At 60.2% G+C, this 26964-nt stretch carries 32 protein-coding genes; 27 read left to right on the top strand and 5 right to left on the bottom strand.

The annotated features are described in order from the left end of the window. The first annotated feature begins 475 nt into the window (after positions 1-475). From rluC to BT204_RS26200, 3 genes are read left to right on the top strand one after another with little or no spacing between them, the layout of a single operon-like run. The gene (gene rluC / locus BT204_RS26210) at positions 476-1435 is read left to right on the top strand and encodes a 23S rRNA pseudouridine(955/2504/2580) synthase RluC (RefSeq protein ID WP_034128444.1); all 960 of its coding nucleotides are present in this window, start codon (positions 476-478) and stop codon (positions 1433-1435) included. After that, entirely contained in the window at positions 1422-2084 is a 663-nt protein-coding gene (locus tag BT204_RS26205) for an HAD-IA family hydrolase (protein WP_072448782.1), read from the top strand. The genes rluC and BT204_RS26205 overlap by 14 nt, the downstream gene beginning before the upstream one ends. A gap of 21 nt (positions 2085-2105) precedes the next feature. Then, on the top strand, positions 2106-3089 hold the full coding sequence (locus BT204_RS26200; protein WP_014719566.1) for a S49 family peptidase: 984 nt from the start codon (positions 2106-2108) through the stop codon (positions 3087-3089). A 131-nt stretch (positions 3090-3220) separates the two neighbouring features. Here the strand turns inward: BT204_RS26200 and BT204_RS26195 are convergent, their stop codons facing one another. After that, positions 3221-3799 carry a Maf family protein gene (locus tag BT204_RS26195; protein ID WP_072448780.1) on the bottom strand — a complete coding sequence of 193 codons (579 nt, stop codon included), beginning with the start codon at positions 3797-3799 and terminating at the stop codon, positions 3221-3223. A 105-nt stretch (positions 3800-3904) separates the two neighbouring features. Here BT204_RS26195 and BT204_RS26190 point away from each other — a divergent pair, with 105 nt between their 5' ends. From BT204_RS26190 to BT204_RS26095, 20 genes are all read left to right on the top strand, one after another. After that, on the top strand, positions 3905-4435 hold the full coding sequence (locus BT204_RS26190) for a YceD family protein (protein ID WP_003175611.1): 531 nt from the start codon (positions 3905-3907) through the stop codon (positions 4433-4435). A 13-nt stretch (positions 4436-4448) separates the two neighbouring features. After that, on the top strand, positions 4449-4631 hold the full coding sequence (gene rpmF, locus BT204_RS26185; protein ID WP_003179396.1) for a 50S ribosomal protein L32: 183 nt from the start codon (positions 4449-4451) through the stop codon (positions 4629-4631). 4 nt (positions 4632-4635) lie between these two features. Next, complete coding sequence (gene plsX / locus BT204_RS26180; protein ID WP_072448778.1) at positions 4636-5646, top strand: phosphate acyltransferase PlsX; 1011 nt, start codon at positions 4636-4638, stop codon at positions 5644-5646. 126 nt (positions 5647-5772) lie between these two features. Then, positions 5773-6711, top strand: coding sequence for an ACP S-malonyltransferase (fabD, locus tag BT204_RS26175; protein WP_054897933.1), 939 nt, complete (start codon positions 5773-5775; stop codon positions 6709-6711). 24 nt (positions 6712-6735) lie between these two features. Further along, positions 6736-7479: a 3-oxoacyl-ACP reductase FabG gene (fabG, locus tag BT204_RS26170; protein ID WP_003189275.1), complete on the top strand. Its 744-nt coding sequence runs from the start codon at positions 6736-6738 to the stop codon at positions 7477-7479. Between the two features lie 191 nt (positions 7480-7670). Continuing rightward, positions 7671-7907 (top strand): acyl carrier protein, encoded by a 237-nt coding sequence (acpP, locus tag BT204_RS26165; protein WP_003175607.1) that lies wholly within the window; start codon positions 7671-7673, stop codon positions 7905-7907. A 110-nt stretch (positions 7908-8017) separates the two neighbouring features. Then, entirely contained in the window at positions 8018-9262 is a 1245-nt protein-coding gene (gene fabF / locus BT204_RS26160; protein WP_034128438.1) for a beta-ketoacyl-ACP synthase II, read from the top strand. After that, the gene (gene pabC / locus BT204_RS26155) at positions 9262-10077 is read left to right on the top strand and encodes an aminodeoxychorismate lyase (protein WP_072448776.1); all 816 of its coding nucleotides are present in this window, start codon (positions 9262-9264) and stop codon (positions 10075-10077) included. Before fabF ends, pabC begins: the two co-directional genes overlap by 1 nt. Position 10078: 1 nt before the next feature. Continuing rightward, positions 10079-11215, top strand: coding sequence for an endolytic transglycosylase MltG (gene mltG / locus BT204_RS26150; protein WP_054922136.1), 1137 nt, complete (start codon positions 10079-10081; stop codon positions 11213-11215). A 19-nt stretch (positions 11216-11234) separates the two neighbouring features. After that, positions 11235-11867 carry a dTMP kinase gene (gene tmk, locus BT204_RS26145; RefSeq protein ID WP_072448774.1) on the top strand — a complete coding sequence of 211 codons (633 nt, stop codon included), beginning with the start codon at positions 11235-11237 and terminating at the stop codon, positions 11865-11867. Then, entirely contained in the window at positions 11860-12849 is a 990-nt protein-coding gene (locus tag BT204_RS26140) for a DNA polymerase III subunit delta' (protein WP_034128434.1), read from the top strand. Before tmk ends, BT204_RS26140 begins: the two co-directional genes overlap by 8 nt. 62 nt (positions 12850-12911) lie before the next feature. Beyond that, a complete protein-coding gene (locus BT204_RS26135; RefSeq protein ID WP_034128433.1) occupies positions 12912-13697 on the top strand; it encodes a TatD family hydrolase in 786 nt (261 codons plus the stop codon). A 445-nt stretch (positions 13698-14142) separates the two neighbouring features. After that, on the top strand, positions 14143-14808 hold the full coding sequence (locus BT204_RS26130) for a TetR/AcrR family transcriptional regulator (protein WP_034128432.1): 666 nt from the start codon (positions 14143-14145) through the stop codon (positions 14806-14808). A gap of 139 nt (positions 14809-14947) precedes the next feature. Continuing rightward, a complete protein-coding gene (locus BT204_RS26125; RefSeq protein WP_019817203.1) occupies positions 14948-15916 on the top strand; it encodes a GTP 3',8-cyclase MoaA in 969 nt (322 codons plus the stop codon). Positions 15917-16027: 111 nt separating this feature from the next. Beyond that, positions 16028-16633 (top strand): DUF4823 domain-containing protein, encoded by a 606-nt coding sequence (locus BT204_RS26120; protein WP_034128431.1) that lies wholly within the window; start codon positions 16028-16030, stop codon positions 16631-16633. 16 nt (positions 16634-16649) lie between these two features. Then, positions 16650-17210, top strand: coding sequence for a DUF1285 domain-containing protein (locus BT204_RS26115; RefSeq protein ID WP_034128430.1), 561 nt, complete (start codon positions 16650-16652; stop codon positions 17208-17210). Positions 17211-17280: 70 nt separating this feature from the next. Next, the gene (locus tag BT204_RS26110; RefSeq protein WP_057976379.1) at positions 17281-17994 is read left to right on the top strand and encodes a GntR family transcriptional regulator; all 714 of its coding nucleotides are present in this window, start codon (positions 17281-17283) and stop codon (positions 17992-17994) included. After that, a complete protein-coding gene (locus BT204_RS26105; protein WP_072448772.1) occupies positions 17991-18992 on the top strand; it encodes an ADP-ribosylglycohydrolase family protein in 1002 nt (333 codons plus the stop codon). The genes BT204_RS26110 and BT204_RS26105 overlap by 4 nt, the downstream gene beginning before the upstream one ends. Positions 18993-19122: 130 nt before the next feature. Continuing rightward, entirely contained in the window at positions 19123-20589 is a 1467-nt protein-coding gene (locus BT204_RS26100; RefSeq protein WP_054922125.1) for a purine-cytosine permease family protein, read from the top strand. Beyond that, positions 20582-21493, top strand: a complete 912-nt coding sequence (locus tag BT204_RS26095) for a PfkB family carbohydrate kinase (RefSeq protein ID WP_072448771.1) — start codon at positions 20582-20584, stop codon at positions 21491-21493. The genes BT204_RS26100 and BT204_RS26095 overlap by 8 nt, the downstream gene beginning before the upstream one ends. A 116-nt stretch (positions 21494-21609) precedes the next feature. Here BT204_RS26095 and BT204_RS26090 read toward each other — a convergent pair whose 3' ends face one another. The 4 genes from BT204_RS26090 to BT204_RS26075 form a co-directional block, all read right to left on the bottom strand. Beyond that, positions 21610-21990 carry a hypothetical protein gene (locus tag BT204_RS26090; protein ID WP_054897938.1) on the bottom strand — a complete coding sequence of 127 codons (381 nt, stop codon included), beginning with the start codon at positions 21988-21990 and terminating at the stop codon, positions 21610-21612. Positions 21991-22038: 48 nt separating this feature from the next. Continuing rightward, positions 22039-22305: a hypothetical protein gene (locus tag BT204_RS26085; protein WP_032895690.1), complete on the bottom strand. Its 267-nt coding sequence runs from the start codon at positions 22303-22305 to the stop codon at positions 22039-22041. A gap of 51 nt (positions 22306-22356) precedes the next feature. Further along, positions 22357-22695, bottom strand: a complete 339-nt coding sequence (locus tag BT204_RS26080) for a hypothetical protein (protein ID WP_034128424.1) — start codon at positions 22693-22695, stop codon at positions 22357-22359. Positions 22696-22780: 85 nt separating this feature from the next. Continuing rightward, positions 22781-23977, bottom strand: a complete 1197-nt coding sequence (locus BT204_RS26075; protein WP_072448769.1) for an MFS transporter — start codon at positions 23975-23977, stop codon at positions 22781-22783. Positions 23978-24165: 188 nt separating this feature from the next. On the opposite strand from BT204_RS26075, the gene BT204_RS26070 reads away from it, so the two are divergent. From BT204_RS26070 to BT204_RS26055, 4 genes are all read left to right on the top strand, one after another. After that, positions 24166-24645, top strand: a complete 480-nt coding sequence (locus BT204_RS26070; protein WP_034128422.1) for a GNAT family N-acetyltransferase — start codon at positions 24166-24168, stop codon at positions 24643-24645. 267 nt (positions 24646-24912) lie between these two features. After that, positions 24913-25734, top strand: coding sequence for an SDR family oxidoreductase (locus BT204_RS26065; RefSeq protein WP_072448768.1), 822 nt, complete (start codon positions 24913-24915; stop codon positions 25732-25734). A gap of 32 nt (positions 25735-25766) precedes the next feature. Next, the gene (locus tag BT204_RS26060) at positions 25767-26747 is read left to right on the top strand and encodes a substrate-binding domain-containing protein (protein ID WP_014719544.1); all 981 of its coding nucleotides are present in this window, start codon (positions 25767-25769) and stop codon (positions 26745-26747) included. Next, positions 26744-26964 (top strand): ATP-binding cassette domain-containing protein (locus BT204_RS26055; RefSeq protein ID WP_127882192.1); only part of this gene is annotated, 221 nt, incomplete at its 3' end. The genes BT204_RS26060 and BT204_RS26055, both read left to right, overlap by 4 nt.

Below are 26964 nucleotides of genomic sequence, written 5' to 3'. Positions count from 1 at the left end.
CACCCTACACGTATCCCTGATAATTCGGGTGCTGCCGCGCGCAGAATCCGCAGCGGGTTGGCATTTACCGTGTTCTCCAATGGGGAGTCCACGCTCATGGCTAAACAAGACTAGGTGTGGGCGGTTGCGCTCTCACTCAGCTCTTAACAGGCGTTGTTTCCGAAGCATTCGCCATGGTCTGGCTCAAAACTGACTGCACTTTGTGAACTGGCCGTAAATATCGGCGCAAAAGGCGAGTATTCACTCTGCTTTCTGCACTCGCTTCAGGCCTCATGTCACCTGCGCTTGTTACAATCTTGAGCCTTCCTGGGTGGCGAAAGCCCCGTAGGACGGCCTCGCGTCCTGATGAATTGCGATGGTCAGGGCCGGCAGTTTGCCGCATGTCCTCTGTCCAGGCCGCTTTTGGCGGCGTTCGCGACTATAGCAGTAATGATTAAGTGCTTCAATTCCATAAAAAATTGTTATCATCGCCGCCATGACGACTACCACCCCCCCGACCCCCAGCGTCCAGCTGCTTGAGGTCTCGCCGGAATATGCCGGCCAACGCATCGACAACTTTCTTTTGGCCAGGCTCAAAGGCGTGCCCAAGACCTTGATTTATCGCATTTTGCGTAAAGGCGAAGTGCGCGTGAACAAGGGGCGCATCAAGCCTGAGTACAAGCTGCAGGCGGGCGATATCGTCCGTGTGCCGCCAGTGCGCGTGCCTGAACGCGACGAACCGGTACCGCTGGCCCAGGGGTTGTTGCAGCGCCTGGAAGCGTCGATCGTGTTCGAAGACAACAAGCTGATCGTGATCAACAAGCCCTGTGGCATTGCGGTTCATGGTGGCAGTGGCTTGAACTTCGGCGTGATCGAAGCCTTTCGTCAGTTGCGCCCGGATGCCAAGGAACTGGAACTGGTGCATCGCCTGGACCGTGACACCTCCGGCCTGTTGATGATCGCCAAGAAGCGCAGCATGTTGCGCCACTTGCACACCGCCCTGCGTGGCGATGGTGTGGACAAACGCTACATGGCGCTGGTGCGCGGCAATTGGGCCAGCTCGATCAAGAGCGTGCGTGCGCCGCTGCAGAAGAGCAATCTGCGCTCCGGCGAGCGCATGGTCGAAGTGGACGAGGAGGGCAAAGAAGCCCTGACCCTGTTCAAGGTGTTGCGTCGCTTCGGTGACTTCGCCACGATGGTCGAGGCCAAGCCGGTCACTGGCCGCACTCACCAGATTCGTGTGCACACCCTGCATGCGGGCCACTGCATTGCGGGCGACACCAAGTACGGCGACGAAGATTTCTCCAAGGAAATTCGCGACCTGGGCGGCAAGCGCCTGTTCCTGCACGCCTACATGCTCACCGTGCCGCTACCCGATGGCGGCGAGCTGAAATTGCAGGCGCCGGTCGATGAAATGTGGGCCAAGACCGTGGAGCGTTTGAGTGTCGCACCTTGACTACAAGCTGCTGATCTTCGATTGGGACGGGACGCTGGCCAATTCCATTGGCCGCATCGTCGAGTCCATGCACATGGCGTCGACCCGCTCGGGCTTTGAGTTGTGCACGGACCTGGCGGTGAAGGGCATTATCGGCCTGGGTTTGCCTGAAGCCATTCGCACCTTGTACCCCGACATCAGCGACGCCGAGTTGGTAGCGTTTCGCGAGCACTACGCCGACCACTACATTGCGCTGGAAGCTACGCCTTCGCCGCTGTTTGAAGGTGTGGTGCAATCGCTGCAAGCGTTTCGTGCCGAGGGCTATCACCTGGCGGTCGCCACCGGCAAGGCTCGTCGCGGCCTGGACCGTGTGCTCAAGGCTCACGGCTGGGAAGATTACTTTGATATCACCCGCGCTGCGGATGAAACCGCCAGCAAGCCTCATCCCTTGATGCTGGAGCAGATCCTTGCGCACTGTGGCGTAACGCCACGCGAGGCATTGATGGTGGGTGATGCGTCTTTCGACCTGATGATGGCACGCAATGCGGGCATGGACAGCGTCGCTGTCAGCTATGGCGCCCAGTCTGCCGAGGCGTTGCAGCAATACGAGCCGAGGCTGACGATTGATCATTTTTCTGAACTGCAGGCCTGGCTCAGCCGGGCCCTGTAAGTCTTTGCTGGGGTTAATGGCATGAGTGACGAGTGGAAGGCGCCTGAAAAGGCACAGAGCAGTGATGATAAAAGCTGGAAGCTTTTGGAGAAGACCCTCCTGGCCAGCGTCCAGGAGCAGCGACGTTCGCGGCGCTGGGGGATTTTCTTCAAGCTGCTGACCTTTGTATACCTGCTTGGGATGCTGGCGCTGTTCAGTCCGCTGATGGACATGGAAAAGAGCGCCGCCCGTGGCAGTCATTACACTGCCTTGATCGAGGTGCGCGGCGTGATTGCCGACAAGGAGCCCGCCAGTGCCGACAATATCGTCACCAGCCTGCGCGCGGCGTTTGAGGACCCCAAGGTCAAAGGCGTGGTCCTGCGCATCAATAGCCCAGGCGGTAGCCCGGTGCAGTCGGGTTATGTGTATGACGAAATTCGTCGTCTGCGCACCTTGCATCCGGATACCAAGCTCTATGCCGTGATCTCCGACCTGGGTGCCTCGGGTGCCTATTACATTGCCAGCGCCGCAGACCAGATCTATGCCGACAAGGCCAGCCTGGTGGGCTCTATTGGTGTCACGGCGGCCGGTTACGGTTTTGTGGGTGCCATGGAGAAGCTGGGGGTGGAGCGTCGCACCTACACCTCGGGCGAGCATAAGTCGTTCCTCGATCCTTTCCAACCGCAGAAGGCGGATGAAACCGCGTTCTGGCAAGGCGTGCTCGACACTACCCATCGTCAGTTCATTGCCAGCGTCAAGCAGGGCCGTGGTGACCGGTTGAAGGATAAGGAGCATCCGGAGCTGTTCTCCGGCCTGGTCTGGTCGGGCGAGCAGGCATTGCCGCTGGGCCTGATTGACGGCTTGGGCAGTGCCAGCTCGGTGGCGCGGGATGTGATTGGCGAGAAGGAGTTGGTGGATTTTACGGTCGAGGAATCGCCGTTTGATCGCTTCTCCAAAAAGCTCGGTGCTAGCGTGGCGGAGAAGCTAGCCCTGTACATGGGCTTCCAGGGGCCGTCCCTGCGCTGAAATTCCAAGCTAGGTGTAGATCAACTGTGGGAGCGGGCTTGCCCGCGATAGCGATGGATCAGTCGATATAAGTGTCGCCTGGTACATCGCTATCGCAGGCAAGCCAGCTCCCACATTGCTTTACGAGGGTTTCAAGGGATCTGTACGCCTTCGGTCAGCAGCATGTCCACCAGTCGAATCAGTGGCAGCCCAACCAGGCTGGTCGCATCCGGTCCCTCGGTGCTCCGGAACAAGCTCACACCGAGCCCTTCTGCTTTGAAGCTGCCCGCACAGTCATAAGGCTGCTCGATCCGCAGATAGCGCTCGATACGTTCTGCATCCAGTTCGCGCATGTGTACGGTAAACGTCACGCAGTCCACCTGGCAGTGCCCGGTTTCGCTGTTGAGCAGTGCCAGGCCCGTGAGGAAGCTCACACGCTTGCCGCTGGCAGCAAGCAGTTGCTCGCGAGCATTTTCGAAGGTGTGCGGCTTGCCGATGATCCGGCCTTCCAGTGCGGCGACCTGATCCGAGCCAATGATTAAATGGCCAGGATGGCTGGTGGCGAGGGCGCGGGCCTTTTGTTCGGCCAGGCGCTTGACCAGTTCGATGGCGGATTCATCCGGGCGGTGGCTTTCGTCGATATCCGGCGAGCTGCAGGTGAACGGCAGGTGCAGGCGACTCAGTAATTCCCGGCGATAAACCGAGCTGGACGCGAGTAATAAAGGCAGCATATACGTCTCCTCAAGGCAGTCGCCGATTCTATCGACGTGACCGGCTGACGCACAGGGCTGAATTTCCTTTGACATGGCCGGGTGCATCCCTATAATGCTGCGCCTATGTTGAATGACCCGATTCCACCTCACGTTGACCCGCGCAAATTGGCTGATCGTGGCACCACCCTTCAAGGTGAAGTGCTGCTGGCCGATTTGGAGAGACTCTGCGACCCGCTTTCCGACACTGTCGGTACGGTGCAGGCGAAATTCGTTTTTGAACGAGATGAACGTAAATCTGTGGTAATCCACAGCGTTATCGACACCGAAGTCAAAATGGTTTGCCAGCGTTGTCTTGAGCTGGTCACCCTGCCGATCCACAGCGAATGCAGTTATGCTGTGGTGAAAGAGGGTGCGAATACCCAGTCGTTGCCGAAAGGTTATGACGTGCTGGAACTGGGCGAAGATCCATTGGATCTGCATGCACTGATCGAGGAGGAGCTTTTGCTCGCCTTGCCCATTGTGCCTGCTCATCATCCGGAAGAATGCCAGCAGCCGGAGGGTCTCGATGACGAGGCCGAGCCGAGCGAGGACGAGGTAACGCGGTCCAACCCGTTCAGTGTATTGGCGCAGTTAAAGCGTGACCCAAACGTTTAGGAGTTAATCAATTATGGCTGTTCAGCAGAACAAAAAATCCCGCTCCGCCCGTGACATGCGCCGTTCGCACGACGCTCTCGAGGCTAGCACCCTGTCCGTGGAAAAGACCACTGGTGAAGTTCACCTGCGTCACCACGTATCGCCAGAAGGCGTATACCGTGGCCGTAAAGTGATCGACAAGGGCGCTGACGAGTAATCACTTGTCTGCTCAAGTCATCGCGATTGACGCAATGGGCGGGGACTTCGGTCCCCGCAGCATTGTTCAGGCCTGCATTGCCAGCCTGTCTGCCACGCCCTCGCTGCATCTGACCCTCGTCGGTCAACCCTCCCTACTTGAAGAACTGATTGCCAGCCATCCGGCGGTGGATCGCGCGCGCCTGACGATTACGCCAGCCAGCGAAACCATCAGCATGGATGAAAAGCCGGCGGTTGCCCTGCGTGGCAAACCCGATTCTTCAATGCGGGTGGCCCTTGAGCTATTGCGTGATGGCAAGGTGCACGCCTGTGTCAGTGCCGGTAATACCGGCGCGTTGATGGCCTTGTCGCGGCACGTGCTCAAAACCCTGCCGGGTATTGATCGGCCGGCAATGGTGGCGGCGATCCCGACGCAGAAGGGCTATTGCCAACTGCTGGACCTGGGCGCCAATGTTGATTGCAGCGCCGAGCATCTGCTGCAGTTCGCCGTAATGGGCTCGGTGGCCGCCGAAGCGCTGGGCGTGGCCCGACCCAGGATTGCCCTGCTGAATATCGGTACCGAGGACATCAAGGGCAACCAGCAAGTCAAGCTTGCCGCCACCTTGCTACAAAGCGCGCGGGGCTTGAACTACATCGGCTTTGTTGAAGGTGATGGTTTGTACCGTGGTGAAGCTGATGTGGTGGTGTGCGACGGCTTTGTCGGTAATATCCTGCTCAAGTCCAGCGAAGGCCTGGCAACCATGATTGCCACGCGTATTGAAGCTTTGTTCAAGCGCAACCTGGGGGCACGTATGGTGGGTGCCTTGGCGTTGCCCCTGATGCGACGCTTGCAGGCTGACCTGGCGCCAGCACGGCACAACGGTGCAAGCTTTCTTGGCTTGCAGGGCATTGTGGTAAAAAGCCATGGCTCGGCCGGTGTGCTGGGCTTTCAAAGTGCAATTGCGCGGGCCTTGATCGAGATTCAGGAGAACCTGCCGCAACGCTTGCACGGCCGTCTCGAGGATCTGTTGCCTTAGGCGAATTGGCCCGGGAGTGCTTAAATGTGACCGGCCAGTTCAATTGACCATCCAATCAGTCAGTTTCGTTCGCGCCCACAGTAGGCGCGAGCATTTTTGACGACCAGATCATTAGGGGCTTGTTACATGTCTACATCCCTCGCATTCGTCTTTCCAGGGCAGGGTTCGCAGTCCCTCGGCATGTTGGCCGAGCTGGGCGCGCAATACCCGCTGATCCTGGACACCTTCAAGGAAGCTTCCGACGCCCTGGGTTATGACCTGTGGGCACTGACCCAGCAAGGGCCGGAAGCATTGCTCAACCAAACCGATAGAACCCAGCCGGCCATCCTGACCGCTTCGATCGCCCTGTGGCGCTTGTGGCTGGCAGAAGGCGGCGCACGCCCTGCCTTCGTCGCGGGTCACAGCCTGGGCGAATACAGCGCCCTGGTGGCCGCGGGCAGCCTGACCTTGGCTGAAGCGGTCAAGCTGGTCGAGCGTCGTGGTCAACTGATGCAAGAAGCCGTTCCGGCCGGGCAGGGCGGCATGGCCGCTATCCTGGGCCTGGACGACGCGGTGGTGATCGAGGCCTGCGCCGAAGCGGCGCAAGGCGAAGTGGTCAGCGCGGTGAACTTCAACTCCCCAGGTCAGGTGGTGATCGCTGGTGCCAAGGCGGCCGTCGAGCGTGCCATCGAGGGTTGCAAGGCCCGTGGCGCCAAGCGAGCGCTGCCATTGCCGGTGAGCGTACCGTCCCACTGCGAACTGATGCGCCCGGCGGCAGAGCGCTTTGCCGAGTCTATCGCTGCCATCAACTGGCAGGCGCCGCAGATCCCGCTGGTGCAGAACGTCAGCGCGGCCGTGGCCGCCGACCTCGACACCCTCAAGCGCGACCTGCTGGAGCAGCTGTACAAGCCAGTTCGCTGGGTTGAATCGGTCCAGACCCTGGCCGCCAACGGTGCCACCGAACTGGTCGAGTGCGGCCCGGGCAAAGTCCTGGCCGGCTTGAACAAGCGCTGCGCCGACGGTGTGTCGACCGCCAACCTCAATACCCCAGAAGCCTTCGCTGCCGCTCGCGCGGCACTGGCCTGAATCCCGTACTTAGGAGAAGCCTGCATGAGTCTGCAAGGTAAAGTTGCACTGGTTACCGGCGCAAGCCGTGGCATTGGCCAGGCGATCGCCCTGGAGCTGGGCCGTCAGGGCGCCGTTGTGATCGGCACCGCCACCTCCGCCTCGGGCGCCGAGCGTATCGCCGCGACCCTGAAGGAAAACGGCGTGCAAGGTACCGGTCTTGAACTGAATGTGACCAGCGATGAGTCCGTGGCTGCCGTACTGGCCCAGATCACTGCTCAGTTCGGTGCACCGGCTATCCTGGTGAACAACGCCGGGATCACCCGTGACAACCTGATGATGCGCATGAAAGACGACGAGTGGTACGACGTGGTCGATACCAACCTGAACAGTCTGTTTCGCCTGTCCAAGGGCGTTTTGCGCGGCATGACCAAGGCGCGTTGGGGCCGAATTATCAATATTGGCTCCGTAGTGGGTGCCATGGGCAACGCAGGCCAAGTAAACTACGCCTCTGCCAAGGCCGGCCTGGAAGGTTTCAGCCGCGCACTGGCGCGTGAAGTCGGCTCGCGGTCGATTACGGTCAACTCGGTGGCCCCTGGGTTCATCGACACCGATATGACCCGCGAACTGCCGGAAGCACAGCGCGAAGCCTTGCTGACGCAGATTCCGCTGGGCCGTCTGGGCCAGGCCCAAGAGATCGCGAATGTGGTCACTTTCCTGGCATCTGACGGTGCGGCATACGTGACTGGGGCTACAATCCCGGTTAACGGCGGGATGTACATGAGTTAAATTGTGACGGATCGCTTCAAAAAAATGTCATACGAGCTGTCTAAAATCCGTTATAAAGCTGCAACTTAATTTATAGGCAGGTGGCCGACCGGGTACAGGGTGAAGCTTTCAGTTGAAAAGCTGAAATGGCTTTCTATACACTTACCCACTGGCCAGCTGCCTGAATTTGTCCATTAGGAGTTAAACAAGGTATGAGCACCATCGAAGAGCGCGTCAAGAAAATCGTCGCCGAGCAACTGGGCGTTAAGGAAGAAGAAGTGGTCAACACTGCTTCCTTCGTAGAAGACCTGGGTGCCGATTCCCTTGACACCGTTGAGCTGGTGATGGCTCTGGAAGAGGAATTCGAGACCGAAATCCCGGACGAAGAAGCTGAAAAAATCACTACTGTTCAAGCTGCCATCGACTACGTTACTAGCCACCAGGCGTAATAGTTTGTAGTCGTCGCTTGCTGTCAGGGAAAAACCGCACTGCTGTAAAGGCGTGCGGTTTTTTCTTTAGCGGCGATGAAAAGTGTCGTCATTAGAAAAAGGAGAGTGCTGTGTCGCGTAGACGCGTCGTAGTCACCGGTATGGGTATGTTGTCGCCACTGGGTACGGATGTGCCGAGCAGTTGGCAGGGCATTCTGGCTGGCCGCAGTGGTATTGGTCTGATCGAACACACGGACCTTTCTGCCTATTCCACCCGTTTTGGCGGCTCGGTAAAGGGCTTCAATGTCGAGGAATATCTCTCGATCAAAGAATCCCGCAAGCTCGACCTGTTCATTCAGTACGGCCTGGCTGCCGGGTTTCAGGCTGTGCGTAACGCCGGACTGGAAGTCACCGACGCCAACCGTGACCGCATCGGCGTGGCCATGGGTTCAGGCATTGGCGGTCTGACCAATATCGAAGAAACCAGCCGCACCTTGCATGAGACTGGCCCACGTCGAATTTCACCGTTCTTCGTACCGGGCTCGATCATCAATATGATTTCCGGCTTCCTGTCCATTCATCTGGGTGCACAGGGACCGAACTACGCAATCGCCACGGCGTGTACCACAGGTACGCACTGCATTGGCATGGCGGCACGCAACATTGCCTACGACGAAGCCGACGTGATGATCGCCGGCGGCGCCGAAATGGCCGCGTGCGGCCTGGGCATGGGCGGCTTCGGCGCGTCCCGTGCGCTGTCGACCCGCAACGACGAGCCGACCCGTGCCAGTCGTCCGTGGGACAAGGGCCGTGACGGCTTTGTGCTCTCCGACGGTGCCGGTGCGCTGGTGCTCGAAGAGCTGGAGCACGCCAAGGCGCGTGGTGCCACTATCTACGCCGAATTGATCGGGTTTGGCATGAGCGGCGACGCTTACCACATGACTTCACCGCCGTCCGACGGAGCGGGTGCTGCGCGTTGCATCACCAATGCCCTGCGCGATGCGAAGGTCAACCCCAACCAGGTGCAGTACATCAACGCCCATGGCACTTCGACCCCGACCGGCGACCTGGCGGAAGCAGAGGCCATCAAGTCGGTGTTCGGCGAGCACGCCTATAAGCTGGCGGTCAGCTCCACCAAGTCCATGACCGGCCACCTGTTGGGTGCGGCGGGCGCGGTCGAGGCGATCTTCAGTGTGATGGCAATCAGGGATCAGGTCGCTCCGCCGACTATCAACCTTGATGAGCCGGACGAAGGCTGCGACCTGAACTTCGTGCCCCACGAAGCGCAGCCCATGCCGATCGACGTGGCGATTTCCAACTCGTTCGGTTTCGGTGGCACCAACGGTTCCCTGGTGTTCCGCCGGTTCGCCGAGTGATGCACAGCTGGGTCGACGGTCAGCCAGCGGACAGCGTGCCCCTGAAAGATCGCGGCCTGGCCTATGGCGATGGGGTGTTCGAGACCATCGCCGTCAAGGCCGGGCAGCCGTTGCTGCTCGACCGTCACCTGCAACGCCTGGAAGAGGGTTGCAGGCGTTTGGCATTGGTGGTGGATCACGGGTTGATTCGCCACGAAGTGCTGAGCTTCGCCGCCGCCCTTGGCGACGGTATTCTCAAATTGATCCTCACCCGTGGCGACAGCTTGCGCGGTTACGGGATCAACCCTGGCGCCCCGGTGCGCCGCATCTTGCAGGGCAGCGCGCCCGCTGTTTACCCGCCCACCCATGAAGTCGAAGGCGTGCGCCTGTTCGCGTGTGCCACGCGCTTGGCGCAGCAGCCGTTGCTGGCCGGTATCAAGCACCTCAATCGCCTGGAGCAGGTGATCGCGCGTGCGGAATGGCAAGATACCGAACATGCCGAAGGCCTCATGCTGGATATGTCTGGCCGGGTGATCGAAGGCATATTCAGCAACCTATTCCTGGTGAGCAACGGCTTGTTACTAACCGCTGATCTGAGCCGTTGTGGCGTTGCGGGCGTGATGCGCGCTGAAGTGCTGGCCCAGGCACAAGCGCTGGGCGTCCCGGTGGCCGTGGCCGACATCAGTGTGGAGCAGTTGCAACAGGCCGATGAAGTCTTCGTCTGCAACAGTGTTTATGGCATTTGGCCGGTGCGAGGCTGCGCTGCGATGAGCTGGCCGGTTGGGCCGCTCACCCGTAAACTGCAGGGCATTGTTCGCGCGCTATTGGATATTTGAGTTGATACGAAAACTGGTGTTACTGCTGCAGATCAGCCTGATCTCGGCGGCTTTGCTCGTGGGCTTTTCTGCCTGGAAACTCGACTCTGCCCTCAAGCAGCCCCTGAAGCTGCCTCAGGAGCAGTTGCTCGACGTACCCGCTGGCGCTACGCCGACGGGCACCTTCAATCGTCTGGAAGCCGACGGCGTGCTCGACGATGCATTCTGGTTGCGTCTGTACTGGCGCTTCAACCTCGAAGGCCAGCCACTGCACAGCGGCGAGTACCGCATGAGCCCGGGCCTTACCGCCGAGGGTTTGATCGGCCTGTGGCAGCGCGGCGAAGTGGTGCAGTACAGCCTGACCTTGGTGGAGGGCTGGAATTTCCGTCAGGTGCGCACCGCCCTGGCCAAGCATGAAAAGATCGTGCAGACCCTCGCGGGCCTGACTGACAGCGAAGTGATGGATAAGCTCGGCCACCCAGGTGTGTTTCCTGAAGGGCGGTTCTTCCCCGACACCTACCGTTTTGTCCGCGGCATGACTGATGTCGAGTTCCTGAAAAAAGCTTACAACCGCCTGGACGATGTACTCGCCCAGGAGTGGAGCAAGCGTGCCGCCGACGCGCCCTACACCGACCCTTACCAAGCACTGATCATGGCGTCGCTCGTGGAAAAGGAGACCGGGGTGCCTCAGGAGCGCGGGCAGATTGCCGGTGTGTTTGTGCGTCGCCTGAAGATCGGCATGTTGCTGCAGACCGACCCCACCGTGATCTACGGCTTGGGTGAGCGCTACAACGGTAAATTGACCCGCGCCCACCTCAAGGAAGCCAACCCCTACAACACCTACATGGTTGCTGGCCTGCCGCCCACGCCCATCGCGATGGTCGGTCGCGAGGCGATCCATGCAGCACTGAACCCGGTACCGGGCAGCAGCCTGTATTTCGTCGCCCGTGGCGATGGTAGCCATATATTCTCGGATAACCTGGATGCGCATAATGCCGCCGTGCGTGAGTTCCAACTCAAGCGCCGTGCCGATTACCGTTCCAGCCCGGCACCGGTGGTGAAACCGCCTGAAGATTCGGCACCTTCCAGCGATGCGCCTACCCCCGACGCTCCGATCGAGCCCGCGCCGGACACGACCGCGCCGCAAAGCCCGCAATGACTCTGACTAAGGACTGCCTGTGACTGGCTTGTTTATTACCCTGGAAGGCCCGGAAGGCGCCGGCAAAAGCACTAACCGTGACTACCTGGCCGAGCGCCTGCGTGCGCAGGGCATCGAGGTGGTGCTGACCCGTGAGCCGGGTGGTACGCCGTTGGCCGAGCGCATTCGCGACGTCCTGCTGACCCCGGGTGACGAGCCGATGAATCCGGACACCGAGTTGCTCCTGGTGTTTGCCGCCCGTGCCCAGCACCTGGCCGAAGTGATTCGCCCGGCCCTGGCGCGGGGTGCCGTGGTGATCTGCGACCGGTTTACCGATTCCACCTACGCCTACCAGGGTGGGGGCCGGGGGTTGTCCATGGAGCGCATCACCACCCTGGAAACCTTCGTGCAAGGCGATCTGCGCCCCGACCTGACCCTGTTGTTCGACCTGCCGGTGGAAGTGGGCATGGCCCGCGCCAGAGCGCGAGGTCGTCTGGATCGTTTCGAGTTGGAAGGCCAAGCCTTCTTTGATGCAGTGCGCAGCGCTTTCCTGCAGCGCGCCAAGGCCGAACCCGCACGTTATTATCTATTGGACGCCGCCCAGCCGCTGAGTCAGGTGCAACAGGCTATCGACGCGCTGCTGCCCACTTTGTTGGAGCGTAGCCGTGGCTGAGTCCTACCCGTGGCAGGACGGCCTCTGGCAGCAACTGGCGGGGCGCGCCCAGCACGCCCACGCCTATCTGCTGCATGGGCCGGTGGGCATCGGTAAACGCCACCTCGCCGAGCGCCTGATGGGCAGCCTGTTGTGCCAACGCCCGGTCAATCTGGAGGCATGTGGCGAGTGCAAGTCCTGCCTGTTGCTCAAGGCTGGCAGTCACCCGGACAACTATGTGCTGGAGCCCGAGGAAGCGGACAAGGCCATCAAGGTCGACCAAGTGCGCGACCTGGTGAGCTTCGTGGTGCAGACCGCGCAGATGGGCGGGCGCAAAGTGGTGCTGATCGAACCGGTCGAGGCGATGAACATCAACGCGGCCAACGCCTTGCTCAAAAGCCTTGAAGAGCCGTCCGGCGATACCGTGCTGTTGCTGGTGAGCCACCAGTCCAGCCGCTTGTTGCCGACCATTCGCAGCCGTTGCGTGCAGCAGGCTTGCCCGTTGCCCAGCGAAGCCATGAGCCTGCAATGGCTGGCGCAGGCGTTGCCGGAATGCAGCGCAGAAGAACGAGGCGAGTTGCTGACCCTGGCGGCTGGCTCGCCTTTGGCGGCAGTGAAGCTGCAGGCTCAGGGCGTGCGCGAACAGCGTGCACTGGTCGTGGATGGCGTGAAGAAACTGCTCAAGCAGGAATTGTCCGCCACGCAACTGGCCGAAAGCGCCTGGAAGGATATTCCGCTGTTGCTGTTGTTCGACTGGTTCTGCGACTGGTCCAGCCTGATCCTGCGCTACCAGCTCACCCAGGATGAGAACGGCCTGGGCTTGGCGGATATGCGCAAGGTCGTGCAATACCTGGCGCAAAAAAGTGCCCAGGACAAAGTGCTGAACATCCAGGACTGGATCCTCGCCCAGCGCCAGAAAGTCCTCGGCAAGGCCAACCTCAACCGCGTGCTGTTGCTCGAGGCGTTGCTGGTGCAGTGGGTCGGCCTGCTCGGGCGCCGTTAAATTCCGTGGCTGACGGGTGTATCGTTGGCCCTACCTCTTTTGTGACTTAAGCTCAGATTCCTATGCTCGTAGATTCCCATTGCCACCTTGATCGCCTCGACCTTGCCCAGCACGGCGGCTCCCTCGACGTCGCCCTTGAAGCTGCCCGCCAGCGTGGGGTAGGGCACTTCCTGTGCATTGGCGTCAGCGCCGACAACGCCGCCGACGTCAAAGCCCTGGCTGATCGCTACGCCGACGTCGATTGCTCGGTGGGCATTCACCCGCTTGACCTCAAGCCAGGCGAAGCGCCGGCTCTGGACTGGCTACTGGGCGAACTCAACCATCCGCGAGTGGTGGCCATTGGCGAAACCGGCCTGGACTATCACTACGAGCCTGAAGCTGCCGAGTTGCAGCAGGCCTCGTTCCGCCTGCACCTGCAAGCCGCCCAGCAGACGGGCAAGCCGGTGATCGTGCACACCCGAGGCGCCCGTGCCGATACCCTGGCTTTGCTGCGTGAAGCCGCGTTGTCGCAGGCTGGCGTGTTGCACTGCTTTACCGAAGACTGGGATATGGCCAAGGCGGCCCTAGACCTGGGGTTCTATATTTCCCTGTCGGGCATCGTCACCTTCCGCAATGCCGACGCGCTGCGCGATGTGGCCCGCCAGGTGCCCGCCGACCGCCTGCTGGTGGAAACCGACTCGCCGTACCTGGCGCCCATACCCCATCGCGGCAAACCGAACTTGCCCGAATATGTACGTGACGTGGCTGATTACCTGGCGATGCTGCGCGGTGAGTCGTACGAGCGCTTTGCCGAGCAGACTACCGAGAACTTCAAGCGCCTGTTCCCGCTGGCCCACGTGGCCGGTTAGGGCGGTCGAATCCCAGGCAAAAAAAACCCGGGTTCTGGGGGGTGAATCCGGGCTAAGACCATTAGGAGTAAAACAAGGGCACGCAGTCCGTCGGTACCCAGGTCGACGCGTCACTTGGGGGAGATGTCGCGCCGACAGTTGAAGTATTGACCACTATCCCATTCAGTCCAGTCGTGATTGATCGTTTTTTAAACAGATTTGGAATACGCGGCCTTCGCTTGAGTTCTCATTGCGCTGATGGGCAGGTTCAGGTGTTGCGTATTATTTCTGACTGATAACGGCGAAATCGTTGGTGCATTGAAAGTTATGTGCCTGACGGGTTCACATAGACATTGCCCAACGACCGTTCAGTCGGGATAATCCCTCGCACCGGGTAAATCGTATCGCCACGTATCCATGGCCCTGCGCAACCCTCCCTATTTCCGACCTTTGCAGACTCTTCCTCATGCACAAAGAACCCCGTAAGGTCCGTGAATTTCGCCGCCGTGAGCAGGAAATTCTCGACACCGCGCTCAAGCTGTTCCTCGAACAAGGTGAAGACAGCGTCACCGTCGAGATGATTGCGGATGCCGTGGGTATCGGCAAAGGCACGATCTACAAACACTTCAAGTCCAAGGCCGAAATCTACCTGCGCCTGATGCTCGACTACGAGCGTGATTTGAACGAGTTGCTGCACTCGGCGGATGTCGACAAAGACAAGGAAGCCCTGTCCCGCGCTTACTTCGAGTTCCGCATGCGTGATCCGCAGCGCTACCGCCTGTTCGACCGCCTGGAAGAGAAGGTTGTCAAAGGTCACCAGGTGCCGGAGATGGTCGAGGAGCTGCACAAGATCCGCGCCTCGAACTTCGAACGCCTGACCCTGTTGATCAAGGGCCGTATCAGCGAAGGCAAGCTTGAAGACGTGCCACCGTATTTCCACTACTGCGCCGCCTGGGCCTTGGTGCATGGCGCTGTGGCGCTGTACCACTCGCCGTTCTGGAGCAATGTGCTGGAAGACCAGGAAGGTTTCTTCCAATTCCTGATGGACATCGGCGTGCGCATGGGCAACAAGCGCAAGCACAGCCCGGAACTGCCGGGCGCCGAGAAGAGCGGCGACACCCCTGCCACGTAAGTCATTCGCCACAGTGATGGCGCAACGATTTACTGCCAGGCGCAGTAACCCAGGAATATACTCAGGCAAGGACCTTGCTAAAAGCTGAGTTATGAGTCAGCTTTTAGCGCGCCCGAATTATCCTCTGCCGGAGTGATCCATGATCGTTGATCGTCAAGGCAGGCGTTTTCGCAATTTGCGGATCAGCCTGACTTCAGCCTGCAATTATGCGTGTACCTATTGCGTGCCTGACGGCAAGCGGCTGGTGGCTGCCCAGGATGAACTGTCGGCCGAGGCCATGGCCCGAGGCGTGGCTTACCTGATCGAAGCGGCGGGTATCGAGCGCTTGCGCATTACCGGCGGTGAGCCGTTGGTCAGCCCCAAGTTGGAAGCCTTCATGGGGGCGGTAGGGCAGATGGGCCTGAGCGACATCAGCCTGACCACCAACGGCCAACTGCTGGCGCGTAAACTGCCGTTGCTGGTGGCAGCCGGTATTCGGCGCATCAATGTCTCCCTCGACACGCTGGATGCCGACGCTTTCCGCAGTATCGCCCGTGGCGGCGACCTGGCCACCGTGCTCGATGGCATGGACCAGGCCAGTGCTGCCGGAATCAAGATCAAGGTCAACATGGTGCCGTTGCGCGGCCAGAACCTGGACCAGGTGATGCCGTTGCTCGATTACTGCCTGGCGCGTGGCTACGAGCTGCGCTTTATCGAACTGATGCGCATGGGGCACCTGGCCAAAGACTCCAACGCGTTCCTGCAACAGTTCGTCAGCTTGCAACAGCTGCTCAGCTTGATCGGCGAGCAACATGAATACCTGCAAGCCAACGCACCCGTCGATGCGACGGCGGTACGCTACGAAGTGCCGGGCAAAGGCTTCTTCGGTGTGATCGCCAACGAGAGCGTACCGTTCTGCCGTACCTGTTCGCGGTTGCGGTTGTCCTCCACCGGTTGGCTGCATGGGTGCCTGTCGTCCAGCAATCGCCATTATGTCGGTGACTTGCTCGATCAACCGCGTCACCAGGCGTTGCCGGCGTTGCAGGGCTTGTTGATGAAGGCCTTGGCTGACAAGCAGGAAGTGGCGTTCTCCGGCGGTGCCACGATCATGAAGATCATTGGTGGCTAAGCTAGATATTGCGGGTTCACACATTTGATTTGTAGCGCAGCTGAATGGCGCGGATTCTGCATCCCACGCCCCATTCGCCGGTTTCCTGTCACCGGCCTCTGGAGGATTAGGATGCGTAGTCTGGTTTTGCTGCTGGCGTCATTGGCCCTGGGCGGTTGCATGACCGTCAGTGATATGGCCGAAGGCACCCGCTATCAGATGAGCGATGCCGGGCTGCTCGATCACAGCGATACGCGCCGTACCGCCTCGGTGCGCATACAGCCGGATTCCTTTGTATTTATCGCCCAAGGCGCCTTCGTGCCGCCGGGCAGCGCCTACCCGCGGCCCAATGTGGTGGCCGAGGAAGCATTCAATGGCTTCGTTGAATATTTCCCCATGGTGCGTCGCGCCCGCCAGCCCGAAGGTCTTGAACAGGCCATGGCCGAAGCCCGTGCCGTCGGTGCTCACTACCTGCTGTATTGCCGTTTTGCGGCAGCCGATGACCGTATCGGCAACGCCGACGAGTGGACCGACCAGCAAGCCCTGGACCGCCTTGGCCTGGACAGCGGGGTGATCCAAGTCATGTTGATCGAGACCAGCACCCAGTATTTGATTGATACTGCACGTATTCGCAGTCGTGGCGGTTTACTGACGTTCCACGACACATCGCCACAAGATTTGATCGCTCGCCCCCTGGCGCAATATGCCCGCGGTTTGCTGGGTATGAGTGATCAGTAAGACAGAGGAGCCCGCCATGACCGATTCCGCCAAGGCCAATGATCTATTGGCCCAACTGCCCAAGGGCAAGGGGCCGGCACCGGTGCATTTGTGGAACCCGGATTTCTGCGGCAACATCGACATGCGCATCGCCCGCGATGGCACCTGGTTCTACCAGGGCACACCTATCGGGCGAAAGCCGATGGTCAAGTTGTTCTCCAACATCATCCGCCGCGACGGCGATGATTATTTCCTGGTGACGCCCGTGGAGAAGGTCGGCATCCGTGTCGATGACGCACCCTTTGTTGCAGTGACACTGGAAGTGCAAGGGCAGGGCGAAAGCCAGGTATTACGCTTTACCACCAACGTCGACGAACAGGTCGAGGCAGGTCTCGAGCACCCGCTGCGGGTGGTGACCGACCCTATCACCCAGGAACCCGCCCCCTATGTGCGCGTTCGCACCAACCTCGAAGCCCTAGTGCATAGAAACGTTTTTTACCAGTTGGTGGAGCTGGCGGTGAGCCGTCCGATCAACGGTCAGAACTGGCTTGGCGTCTGGAGCAGCGGGGAGTTTTTCCCCATCGGCCTGGAGCCCTGAGGCGGTTTTTGTCTTTAGCCTGAAATAATCCTCTTGCGGTAAACGCGCGCTTTCGGTTATCAATTTGTACATGATTAGACATGTTCGATTTGATAAGAAAAAACGCGTCGTCGATGAGCTCATCCGCCGTATCGAAGGTGGAGTCATGGCCGACGGCTTTCTGTTGCCGGGCGAGCACCAACTGGCCGAGGAGTTTGCGGTCAGCCGCGGCACGCTGCGCGAGGCGCTGGCCGAGCTCAAGCGTCGCAACTACATCGCCACCCAGAGCGGCGTCGGTTCGATTGTCACCTTTGACGGCATGGTGTTGGACCAACGCAGCGGTTGGGCCCAGGCCCTGGCCGATACGGGCGCCCAAGTAAGCACCGACGTCCTGCGTTTCGAAGCCGTGACGCGCCCGGATCTGTTCAGCCGTTTCGGCACCGACCAGTTCATTACCCTTGACCGCCTCCGGCGCACGGCTGACGGTACAGCGGTGTCGCTGGAACGCTCGTTGATGCCGGCCGTTGGCGATCTGGAAAACCTGCCCCACATTGGGCTGATCGATAATTCCCTGACCATCACCCTGGCCGCCTACGGCTACGTCGGGGCCGACGGTGACCAGTGGATCGGTGCTGAACCCCTGAGCGATGAAGACGCCGAATTACTCGGGCGCCCCAGCGGTACGGTATTTCTCAAGGCGTCGCGCACCACCTATGATCGTCGCGAGCGTTTCATGGAGCATGTCGAAAGCCTGCTTGACCCGTTGCACTTTCGCCTGCATCTGCAGTTTGGAGCGTCGAAATGAGCCGAGAAAATCGCGCACTTGGCGCCTTTTATGGCCTGGCCCTGGGCGATGCCTTGGGCATGCCCACCCAATCCTTGAGCCGCGAGCAGGTACAAAAGCGCTTCGGTGCTATCACCGCCTTGGAAGATGCCGACGCGGACCAGCCCATTGCGCCCAACATGCCTGCCGGTTCCATCACCGATGACACCGAACAAGCCATCCTGGTTGCCGAGTTACTGGTGCAAGGCCAGGGCCAGATCGAGCCCGCCGTGCTTGCCCAGCGCCTGATCGACTGGGAAGCGGGGATGCGCGCCAAGGGTTCTCAGGACTTGCTCGGGCCGTCCACCAAACGCGCGATCGATATGATCCTCGCCGGTCATACTCCGGAGGAATCCGGGCGCTACGGCACCACCAATGGTGCGGCCATGCGCATCACCCCGGTGGGCATCGCCGCCGATGTCAGCGACCCGGCGCGGTTTATCCAGGCGGTGATCCAGGCGTGCCAGGTCACCCATAACACCAACCTGGGTATTTCCAGCGCTGCGGCCGTGGCGGCGGTGGTCTCGGCTGGCATCAATGGCGTGGACCTGGGGGAAGCCCTGAATATCGGGACCCAGATTGCCCGACAGGCCGAAAGCCATGGTCACTGGATCGCGGGCGGACGCATTTCTACCCGCATCAGTTGGGCTCGCACCCTGAGCGTCGGCAGCGGCGACAAAGCGTTGTTTGCCGACCTGCTTTACGAGTTGATCGGTACTTCGGTGGCTTCCCAGGAGTCGGTGGTGGTCTCGTTTGCCTTGGCTCAGCAAGTGGCGTCGGGTGATATGAATGCCTTCGAAGCCCTGTGCCTGGCGGCCAGCCTGGGCGGCGACACCGACACCATTGCCGCGATTCTGGGCGCCATGCTGGGGGCGTGCCTGGGTATGCAGTGCTGGCCTGAGGCGTTGGTTGAACAGGTCAAGCGGGTCAATGGCCTGGACTTGCAGCCGCTGGCCCAAGGGTTATTGGCCTTGCGATAAACACGGAACCAAATGTGGGAGCTGGCAAGCCAGCTCCCACATTCAAAAGCGTTGGGTCAGGAAGACCGGATAAAGATTCGACTCGCTGCCACAACCACAACAACAATACAGGCATCAGGAGCCCCCCTTAATGAGCAGCCCCTCTTCCGGCCAAACCGCCGGGCAACTGGAAACACGCGGCATTGAGCCGGTCCCGGAAGGCGAGTGCAACGGTCATCCGCTGCAACTGTTCTGGGTGTGGTTCGCGGCCAATATCAGCATCCTCGGTTTGCCCCTTGGTGCAACGCTGGTGGCGTTTCGTGGCCTGGCCATCTGGCAGGCGATCATCGTCGCGATTCTTGGCGCCGCGGGCTCCTTTGCCGTAGTGGGCATCATCTCCATCGCCGGTCGCCGTGGTCGTGCGCCCAGCCTGACCTTGTCCCGCGCCATTTTCGGTGTGCGCGGCAATATCGGCCCGACATTGGTGTCGCTGATGTCCCGCCTCGGTTGGGAAACCGTCAACACCACCACCGCAGCCTTCGTATTGTTGTCGTTGAGCTCCATCCTGTTCGGCTCGGCAGTGGAGGCCAAGAGCGCGCCGGTGCTCACCCTGATCTTCATTGCCATCTTCGTGCTGTTGACCCTGGCCGTATCGGGCCTGGGCCACGCCACGTTGCTGGTGATCCAGAAGTGGGCCACCTACGTATTCGGCGGCCTGAACATTCTGGTGGGCGGCTTTCTGTGTGCCACCATCGACTGGAGCGCGGTGTTCAACGCCACCCCGGCGCCGTTGAGCGCGATGATCATTGGCGTAGGCACCATGGCTGCCGGTACCGGTATCGGTTGGGCCAACGCCGGTGCAGACATGTCGCGTTACCAGCACCGCAGCGTCAAGGCCGTGCGCCTGGTGGCCTCCGCCGCGTTTGGTGCAGGTATCCCGCTGGTGCTACTGATCACCCTGGGTGGCCTGTTGTCGGTGGGTAACAATGACCTGGCATCGGCCACCGACCCCATCATCGCGATCCGCGACATGCTGCCGACCTGGATGGCCGTGCCGTACCTGATCACCGCGTTCGGCGGCCTGTTGCTGTCGAACAACCTGTCGGTGTACTCGGCCGGCCTCACTACCCTGACCCTGGGCTTGAAGGTCAAGCGCGTGCATGCAGTGATCGTCGATATCGTGGCGATTTTTGCCGGCTCCATCTATTTCATGCTGATCGCCGATAGCTTCTATGGCCCGTTCATTACCTTCATTTCGCTGCTGGCGGTGCCGATCACGGCGTGGGTTGGGATTTTCGTGGTCGACCTGATTCACCGTCATTACTACAGCCCCACCGACCTGCTGGACGTCAGCCCCAACAGTGCCTACTGGTATCGCGGCGGCGTGGAGTGGCGTGCATTTGGCGCCTGGGCCGTGGCCATTGTGCTGGGGTTCAGCTTCACCACCATCGGCACCACCGCCGAAAACATTTGGTTTGCCGGGCCGCTGTCCGACTCCTGGCTTGGCCACAACGGGCTGGGCTGGATCGTGACCTTCGTGGTGGCTGGCGGAATATATGCAGTCTTGGGCGGGGCCTCTGACCGTCGTCCGGGTTTAGCAGAGAGCGCCAATGTCTAGATTGCTGCACACCGGCCAGGTCATTGTCGACCTGGTCATGGGCCTCGACACCCTGCCGGCAAGCGGCGGTGACGTGCTGGCCAACTCCGCCAGTTTCCAAGTCGGTGGCGGTTTCAACGTAATGGCTGCGGCACGGCGCAATGGGTTGCCGGTGGTTTACCTGGGCCGCCATGGCGATGGGCGCTTTGGCGAGCTGGCGCGTGCCGCGATGCAGGCCGAAGGTGTTGAAATGGCCTTGGCGGCCAGCGCTGGCAAAGATACCGGGTTGTGCGTGTCGCTGACTGAAGCGAGCACCGAACGCACCTTCATCTCCCATCTCGGCGCCGAGGGTGAGCTGAGTGCCGACGACTTGGCTCAGATCGTCCCGCGTATCGATGATTATGTGTACGTCAGTGGCTACAGCTTGCTGCTTGAAGGTAAGGCGCAGCCGTTGCTTGACTGGCTGCTGGCGCTTCCGCGAGAGATCGTGGTGGTATTCGACCCGGGCCCGCTGGTCAAGGCGCCGGACTCGGCGTTGATGCGTGCCTTGTTGCCGCGTATCGACATCTGGACCAGCAATGGCCCTGAAGCCCTCGCGTTTACCGGGGCGGCGGATATGAGTCAGGCGCTGCCCATGCTGAATCAGCACTTGCAGGCACTGCTGGTTGTGCGTGATGGACCAAATGGTTGCTGGGTAGGGCGCGGGGCAGAGACTGAGCATGTACCTGGCTTCAAGGTGCAGGCGGTAGACAGCAATGGTGCGGGGGATGCGCATGCAGGGGTATTTATTGCCGGGTTGGCGCAGGGCTTGAAACCCGTTGAGGCGGCGCGTCGAGCGAACGCAGCGGCGGCGTTGGCGGTGACGCGTTGGGGGCCGGCCACTTCACCTGGCGTCACCGAAGTCGACGCATTGCTGGCTGAATAAATACGCACAACCCTGGGGGAGCGGGCTTGCTCGCGAAGGAGGTGTATCAGTTAAAGCATGTGCTGACTGACACACCGCATTCGCGAGCAAGCCCGCTCCCACAACGGGTTCTGCGTCTAACCTGCTTTTTTCAGCGCTTGAACCAACTCATCTTTGCGCATGGTTGAGCGCCCAGGAATATCCTTGGCCCGCGCCTCTTTCATCAAACTTTCCTTGGTCTGCGTACCCAGCGAAGCCCCACTGCTGCGCGGGTGGCCTTCACGGCTGGCAGCGGCACGCTTGGCCGATTCCTGCCGGTCCTGGGTTTTCTTGGCCGGTGCTTTGCGCCTGCCTGATCCGCCGGCTTTTTCACCACCGCCGGACTGTTTGTTGACGGTCGCCCAGGCACGAGCTTCGGCTTCATCCTTGGGCAACCCTTTGTGCTCATAACTGTCTTCGATATGAGCGGCCTTGCGTTTCTGTTCGTCGGTGTATTTGGCTTTGCTTCCACGAGGCATCGCTAAAACTCCCTCTGGCCCCAGTCGCGGGGCCAGGCCAGAAATGGATTACTGAGTACTTTGAGCGTCGAGCTTGCGCGCCTCATCCACACCAGAAGCGGTGAGCTTGATCGGCAGGTTCAACGCGTACTCGCCGGCGTCGTCGGTGGTCACATGCCCATCCTTGATCAGCCCGCGGTCCTGCAGGAACGCCAAGACACTGGCGACCTCTTTTTCACCGCGGTAATTGTCCAGCACCTCCTTGCCCAAGCCTTGCGGATGGGCGTGCAGCAGGCGGGTGAGGACTTCTTTTTCAAGGTTTCTATCGACGTTCATGCGTACCTCTTCACTGGGAAATGGTCGGGTGTTGGTCGTACCAAGGGTGCATCAAGGCGCTGGTTGTTTCTGCGCGCCGGGGATGTTCGAGTCGTCGCCCTTGTTGATCTTCGGCTCATTGTTGCTCGTGCCAGGGCCCATCTTGCCGTTGCCTACGGCAGGCGGTGCCTGGCGCTGGGTGTCGTTGCCTTTGGTGCGTGGGTCGGCGCTGTTGTCGATGATCGCGCCACCGTTGGTATCCAGGCCCGTGCCCATGGATTTTTGCGACTCGGTAGTGGCGTCCGGCGTTGGATCGGTGGGGCCAGTGGTCGAGCTAGCCGCGAAGGCGCTCAAGGACGCGGCAGACAACAGGCCGGTGAGGGCGAGGGCAGCAAATTTGGAGTTTTTCATCAGGGTGTCTCCATATGATTAATGTCCTTACCCTGTATTGGTCTGCCCGCGTTTGCCGATCGTGCCGGGAGGGCGACGAACGGTATCAGCTCACCTGTATCACTTTGTGTGCCGATACTCGGCGCGCTATCACACGTGCCACCGTGATCGCCCAGTTGAAGGCCGCGATCACCAGTACGCTCAACATCATTGTCGCAAGGCCGAAGTCAACGATGATCTTGCCTGCGAGCCAGGGAAACCCGAAGACGCCGATAAAGTACGCCAGGCTGAACAACAACAACGCCTGGGAAGTGGTGCCGCTGGGCGCTTCGTTGGCTACCAGGCCGTTGATCACTGAATACGTCAGGCCATACCCGATCCCTAGCGTGGCGGCGGCGAGCACATAACTGAGGTTGCCGCTGACACCAAACGCGAACAGCGTGATCGCGCCGAGCATCACCCCGGATAATACGCAGGCAGCCTGGTACGCATCGCGCTTGACCACGAAACCGGCGATCAGCAGGCGACTGATAATTGCCGCTGTCAGGAAACCCGCGAAGAACAGCGAATAGTCCAGCTTATGGGCAACGGCATAGCTGGTCTGGAACGAAGATAGCCCCCCGAATACGCAGCCACCCAGGCCAACCATCAGGATGGCGAACGCCGCCTTGGAAGACAGTACGCGGCGGCTTGCAGCCCAGGAAATCCTGGAGGTCGGTACATTCGCGTGCTGTCGCAACCGAGAGCCCATGCGCCAGAACATCACCACCCCGGCGAGGCTGGCGAGCCCGGCAATATAAAACGCCGTTGTCAGGGGCAGGTCCAGCGCAGTGGCGGCGCGTCCCAGCAAAGGGCCGGAACCTATGCCGCTCAACATACTGCCCGAGAGCAAGGCGAAATATTTGGCCCGCTGGCGGGGTTCCACCAGCAGCGTCACGATGATCGGACCCAAGGTATAGAACACGCCCCAGCCCAAGCCAAGGGACAATCCAAACAGCATCAAGCCCTGGCCAAACCCTGGCGTCAGGGCAAACCCCAGGCAGGCCACCACTAACAATAGGCCGGTGCTCGCAATCGCTCGCGCCGCGCCCATCGCATCGGCCAGATGCCCGGAAAGCACCACCGCTACGAAGGTGCTGAGCATTGCCGTGGCAATGACACTGCCCGCGTCGTGTTCATTACCGCCACGGGCATGGATCAGCAGTGACAACAAAAAGGTCGAGCCGTAAGACAGTGACAGCAGGAAACTGGCGAGGCAGAACAGCGCGAATGTCTTGGTGCCCACTGGTGGCGTGGCGTGCATGAGCAGGTCTCTGATCGTTGGATTTATGCCCATTGTTTACCATGGGCGTCCCCAGGCTTTGTTCTGTGGTTGCTGATGCTTGCTTCACCCCGCGCCGGAGTGAAACGCGCTGATTGGCATCAATTGCACTGCAAACGGCCATCAAACCGTCTTAGTATGTGGCCTTTGAATTTGCCCAAGGCTCGCCCATGACCATCGAGATTCGCCCCGCCGTGCCCAGCGATGCTGCGCAGATCCTGACCTTTATCACTGAACTTGCCGAGTACGAGAAAGCCCGGCATGAAGTGATCGCCAGCGTGGTGGATATCGAACGCAGCCTGTTCAGCGAAGGCGCCACGGCCCATGGCCTTATCTGCTTGCGCGACGGCTTGCCGATTGGCTTTGCGGTGTTCTTTTTCAGTTACTCGACGTGGCTGGGCAGTAACTGCCTGTACCTGGAAGATCTGTACATCAACCCGGAACAACGCGGCGGCGGGGCCGGCAAGAAGTTGCTGCGCCACTTGGCCAAGATCGCGTGTGACAACGGTTGCGGGCGCTTTGAATGGAGCGTGCTGGACTGGAACGAGCCAGCGATTGCCTTCTACAAATCCATAGGCGCCCAGCCTCAGGAAGAATGGGTGCGTTATCGCATGGAAGGCGATGCCCTGCGCGACTTTGCCCAAGGCTGAAGCCTCATTTATGTAAACACTAAAACCAGATGTGAGCTTTCCTGTGGCGAGCAAGCTTGCTTGCGCTGGGGTGCGAAGCGCCCCCCAAAAGCGGGAGTCTGCTGCGCAGACAGCGGGAGCAAGCTCCCTCGCCACAGCTAACCCGCTCGAACATTTTTTTATTTTTCTCAATATATGGGATCTTAATTTATATATTGAGATATTTCAGGCGATGGGTTTATAGTCGCCAGCATCAGCACTCACTACTAAAAATAAAAAGGTGAAGCGATGCAGGCGCAACCGTTGTCCCTACCCGCCGTGCCCGAGCCGACTTATGGCGAGCGGCTGAAGAACAAGGTGGTGATCGTCACCGGCGCCGCCCAAGGCATTGGCGAAGCCATCGTTGCCTGTTTCCAGGCCCAGCAGGCGCGGTTGATCATTGCGGATATCCAGGGCGACAAAGTCGAGAAAATCGCCGCTCATTGGCGCGAACACGGTGCGCAGGTTTACGCCCAACCGGTTGATATCACTTCCAAGGATCAATGGCAGGCACTGGTCAACCTGGCCATCGAGCGCTTTGGCCGCGTGGATGTGCTGGTCAACTGTGCCGGGGTCAACGTGTTCCGTGACCCGCTGGAGATGAGCGAAGAGGACTGGCGCCGCTGTTTCGCCATCGACCTCGACGGCGCCTGGTACGGCTGCCGTTCGGTATTGCCGCACATGATCGAGCAGGGCATCGGCAACATCATCAATATCGCGTCCACCCATTCCAGCCACATCATTCCCGGTTGCTTTCCTTACCCTGTGGCCAAGCACGGCCTGCTCGGCCTTACCCGGGCCCTGGGCATCGAGTACGCGCCCAAGGGCATCCGCGTGAATGCCATCGCCCCCGGCTATATCGAAACCCAGCTCAACGTCGATTACTGGAACGGTTTCCCAGACCCCCACGCCGAACGCCAGCGTGCGTTCGACCTGCACCCGCCCAAACGCATTGGCCAGCCCATCGAAGTGGCCATGACAGCACTGTTCCTGGCGACCGACGAGGCGCCCTTTATCAACGCCACTTGCCTGATGATCGATGGCGGGCGGTCTGTGATGTACCACGACTAAAGCGTTTTCCAATAACAAGAAGGAGGTGGTCCATGTTCAAGCAAACACTCGGTGCCGTGGCACTGGCAATGGCGTTCTGCGGCTGGGTATCGGCTGAAGAAGTGAAGATCGGTTTCCTGGTCAAGCAGGCCGAGGAACCCTGGTTTCAAACGGAGTGGGCATTCGCGGAAAAAGCCGGCAAGGAGCATGGTTTCACCGTGATCAAGATCGCCGTGCCCGATGGCGAAAAAACCTTGTCGGCCATCGACAGCCTGGCCGCCAATGGCGCCAAGGGTTTTGTGATCTGCCCGCCGGACGTGTCCCTGGGCCCGGCCATCGTTGCCAAAGCCAAGGTCAACGGTTTGAAAGTGATGGCCGTGGATGATCGCTTTGTCGATGCCAAGGGCAACTTCATGGAAGACGTGCCATACCTGGGAATGGCCGCGTTTGAAGTGGGCCAGAAGCAGGGCGCCGCCATGGCCGCCGAAGCGAAAAAACGCGGTTGGGACTGGAAGGACACCTATGCGGTGATCAATACCTTCAACGAACTCGACACCGGTAAGAAGCGTACAGACGGCTCGATCAAATCCCTCGAGGAGGCCGGTATTCCCAAGGACCACATCCTCACCGCTGCGCTGAAAACCCTCGACGTCCCCGGCAGCATGGACGCCACCAACTCGGCCTTGGTCAAGCTGCCGAGCGGGGCGAAGAACCTGATCATCGGCGGCATGAACGACAACACCGTGCTCGGCGGCGTGCGCGCCACCGAAAGTGCCGGCTTCAAGGCCGCCAACGTCATCGGCATCGGCATCAATGGCACCGACGCCATTGGCGAATTGAAGAAAGCCGACAGCGGTTTCTTCGGCTCCATGCTGCCCAGCCCGCATATCGAGGGCTATAACACCGCGCTGGCGATGTACGAGTGGGTCACCACCGGCAAGGAACCGGCCAAATACACCGCCATGGACGAAGTGACCTTGATCACCCGCGCCAATTTCCAGGAAGAACTGACCAAGATCGGCCTGTGGAAATGAGCGGCGCGGCCCTGCGTTTCAATGGCATCGGCAAGGAGTTTCCCGGTGTGAAAGCCCTGGCGCAGATCAGCTTTGAAGCGCGGCCGCATTCGGTGCACGCGCTGATGGGCGAGAACGGCGCCGGCAAGTCGACCCTGCTGAAAATCCTCGGCGGCGCCTACATTCCGTCCAGCGGTACGGTGCAGATCGGCGCGCAGACCATGGCCTTCAAATGCGC

Origin of the sequence: Pseudomonas sp. NFPP02, from assembly GCF_900119355.1 — a bacterium.
Lineage (GTDB): Bacteria > Pseudomonadota > Gammaproteobacteria > Pseudomonadales > Pseudomonadaceae > Aquipseudomonas > Aquipseudomonas paracarnis.
The sequence above is the reverse complement of the archived record's forward strand: the minus strand, read 5'-3'. Positions and strand labels throughout refer to the sequence as shown.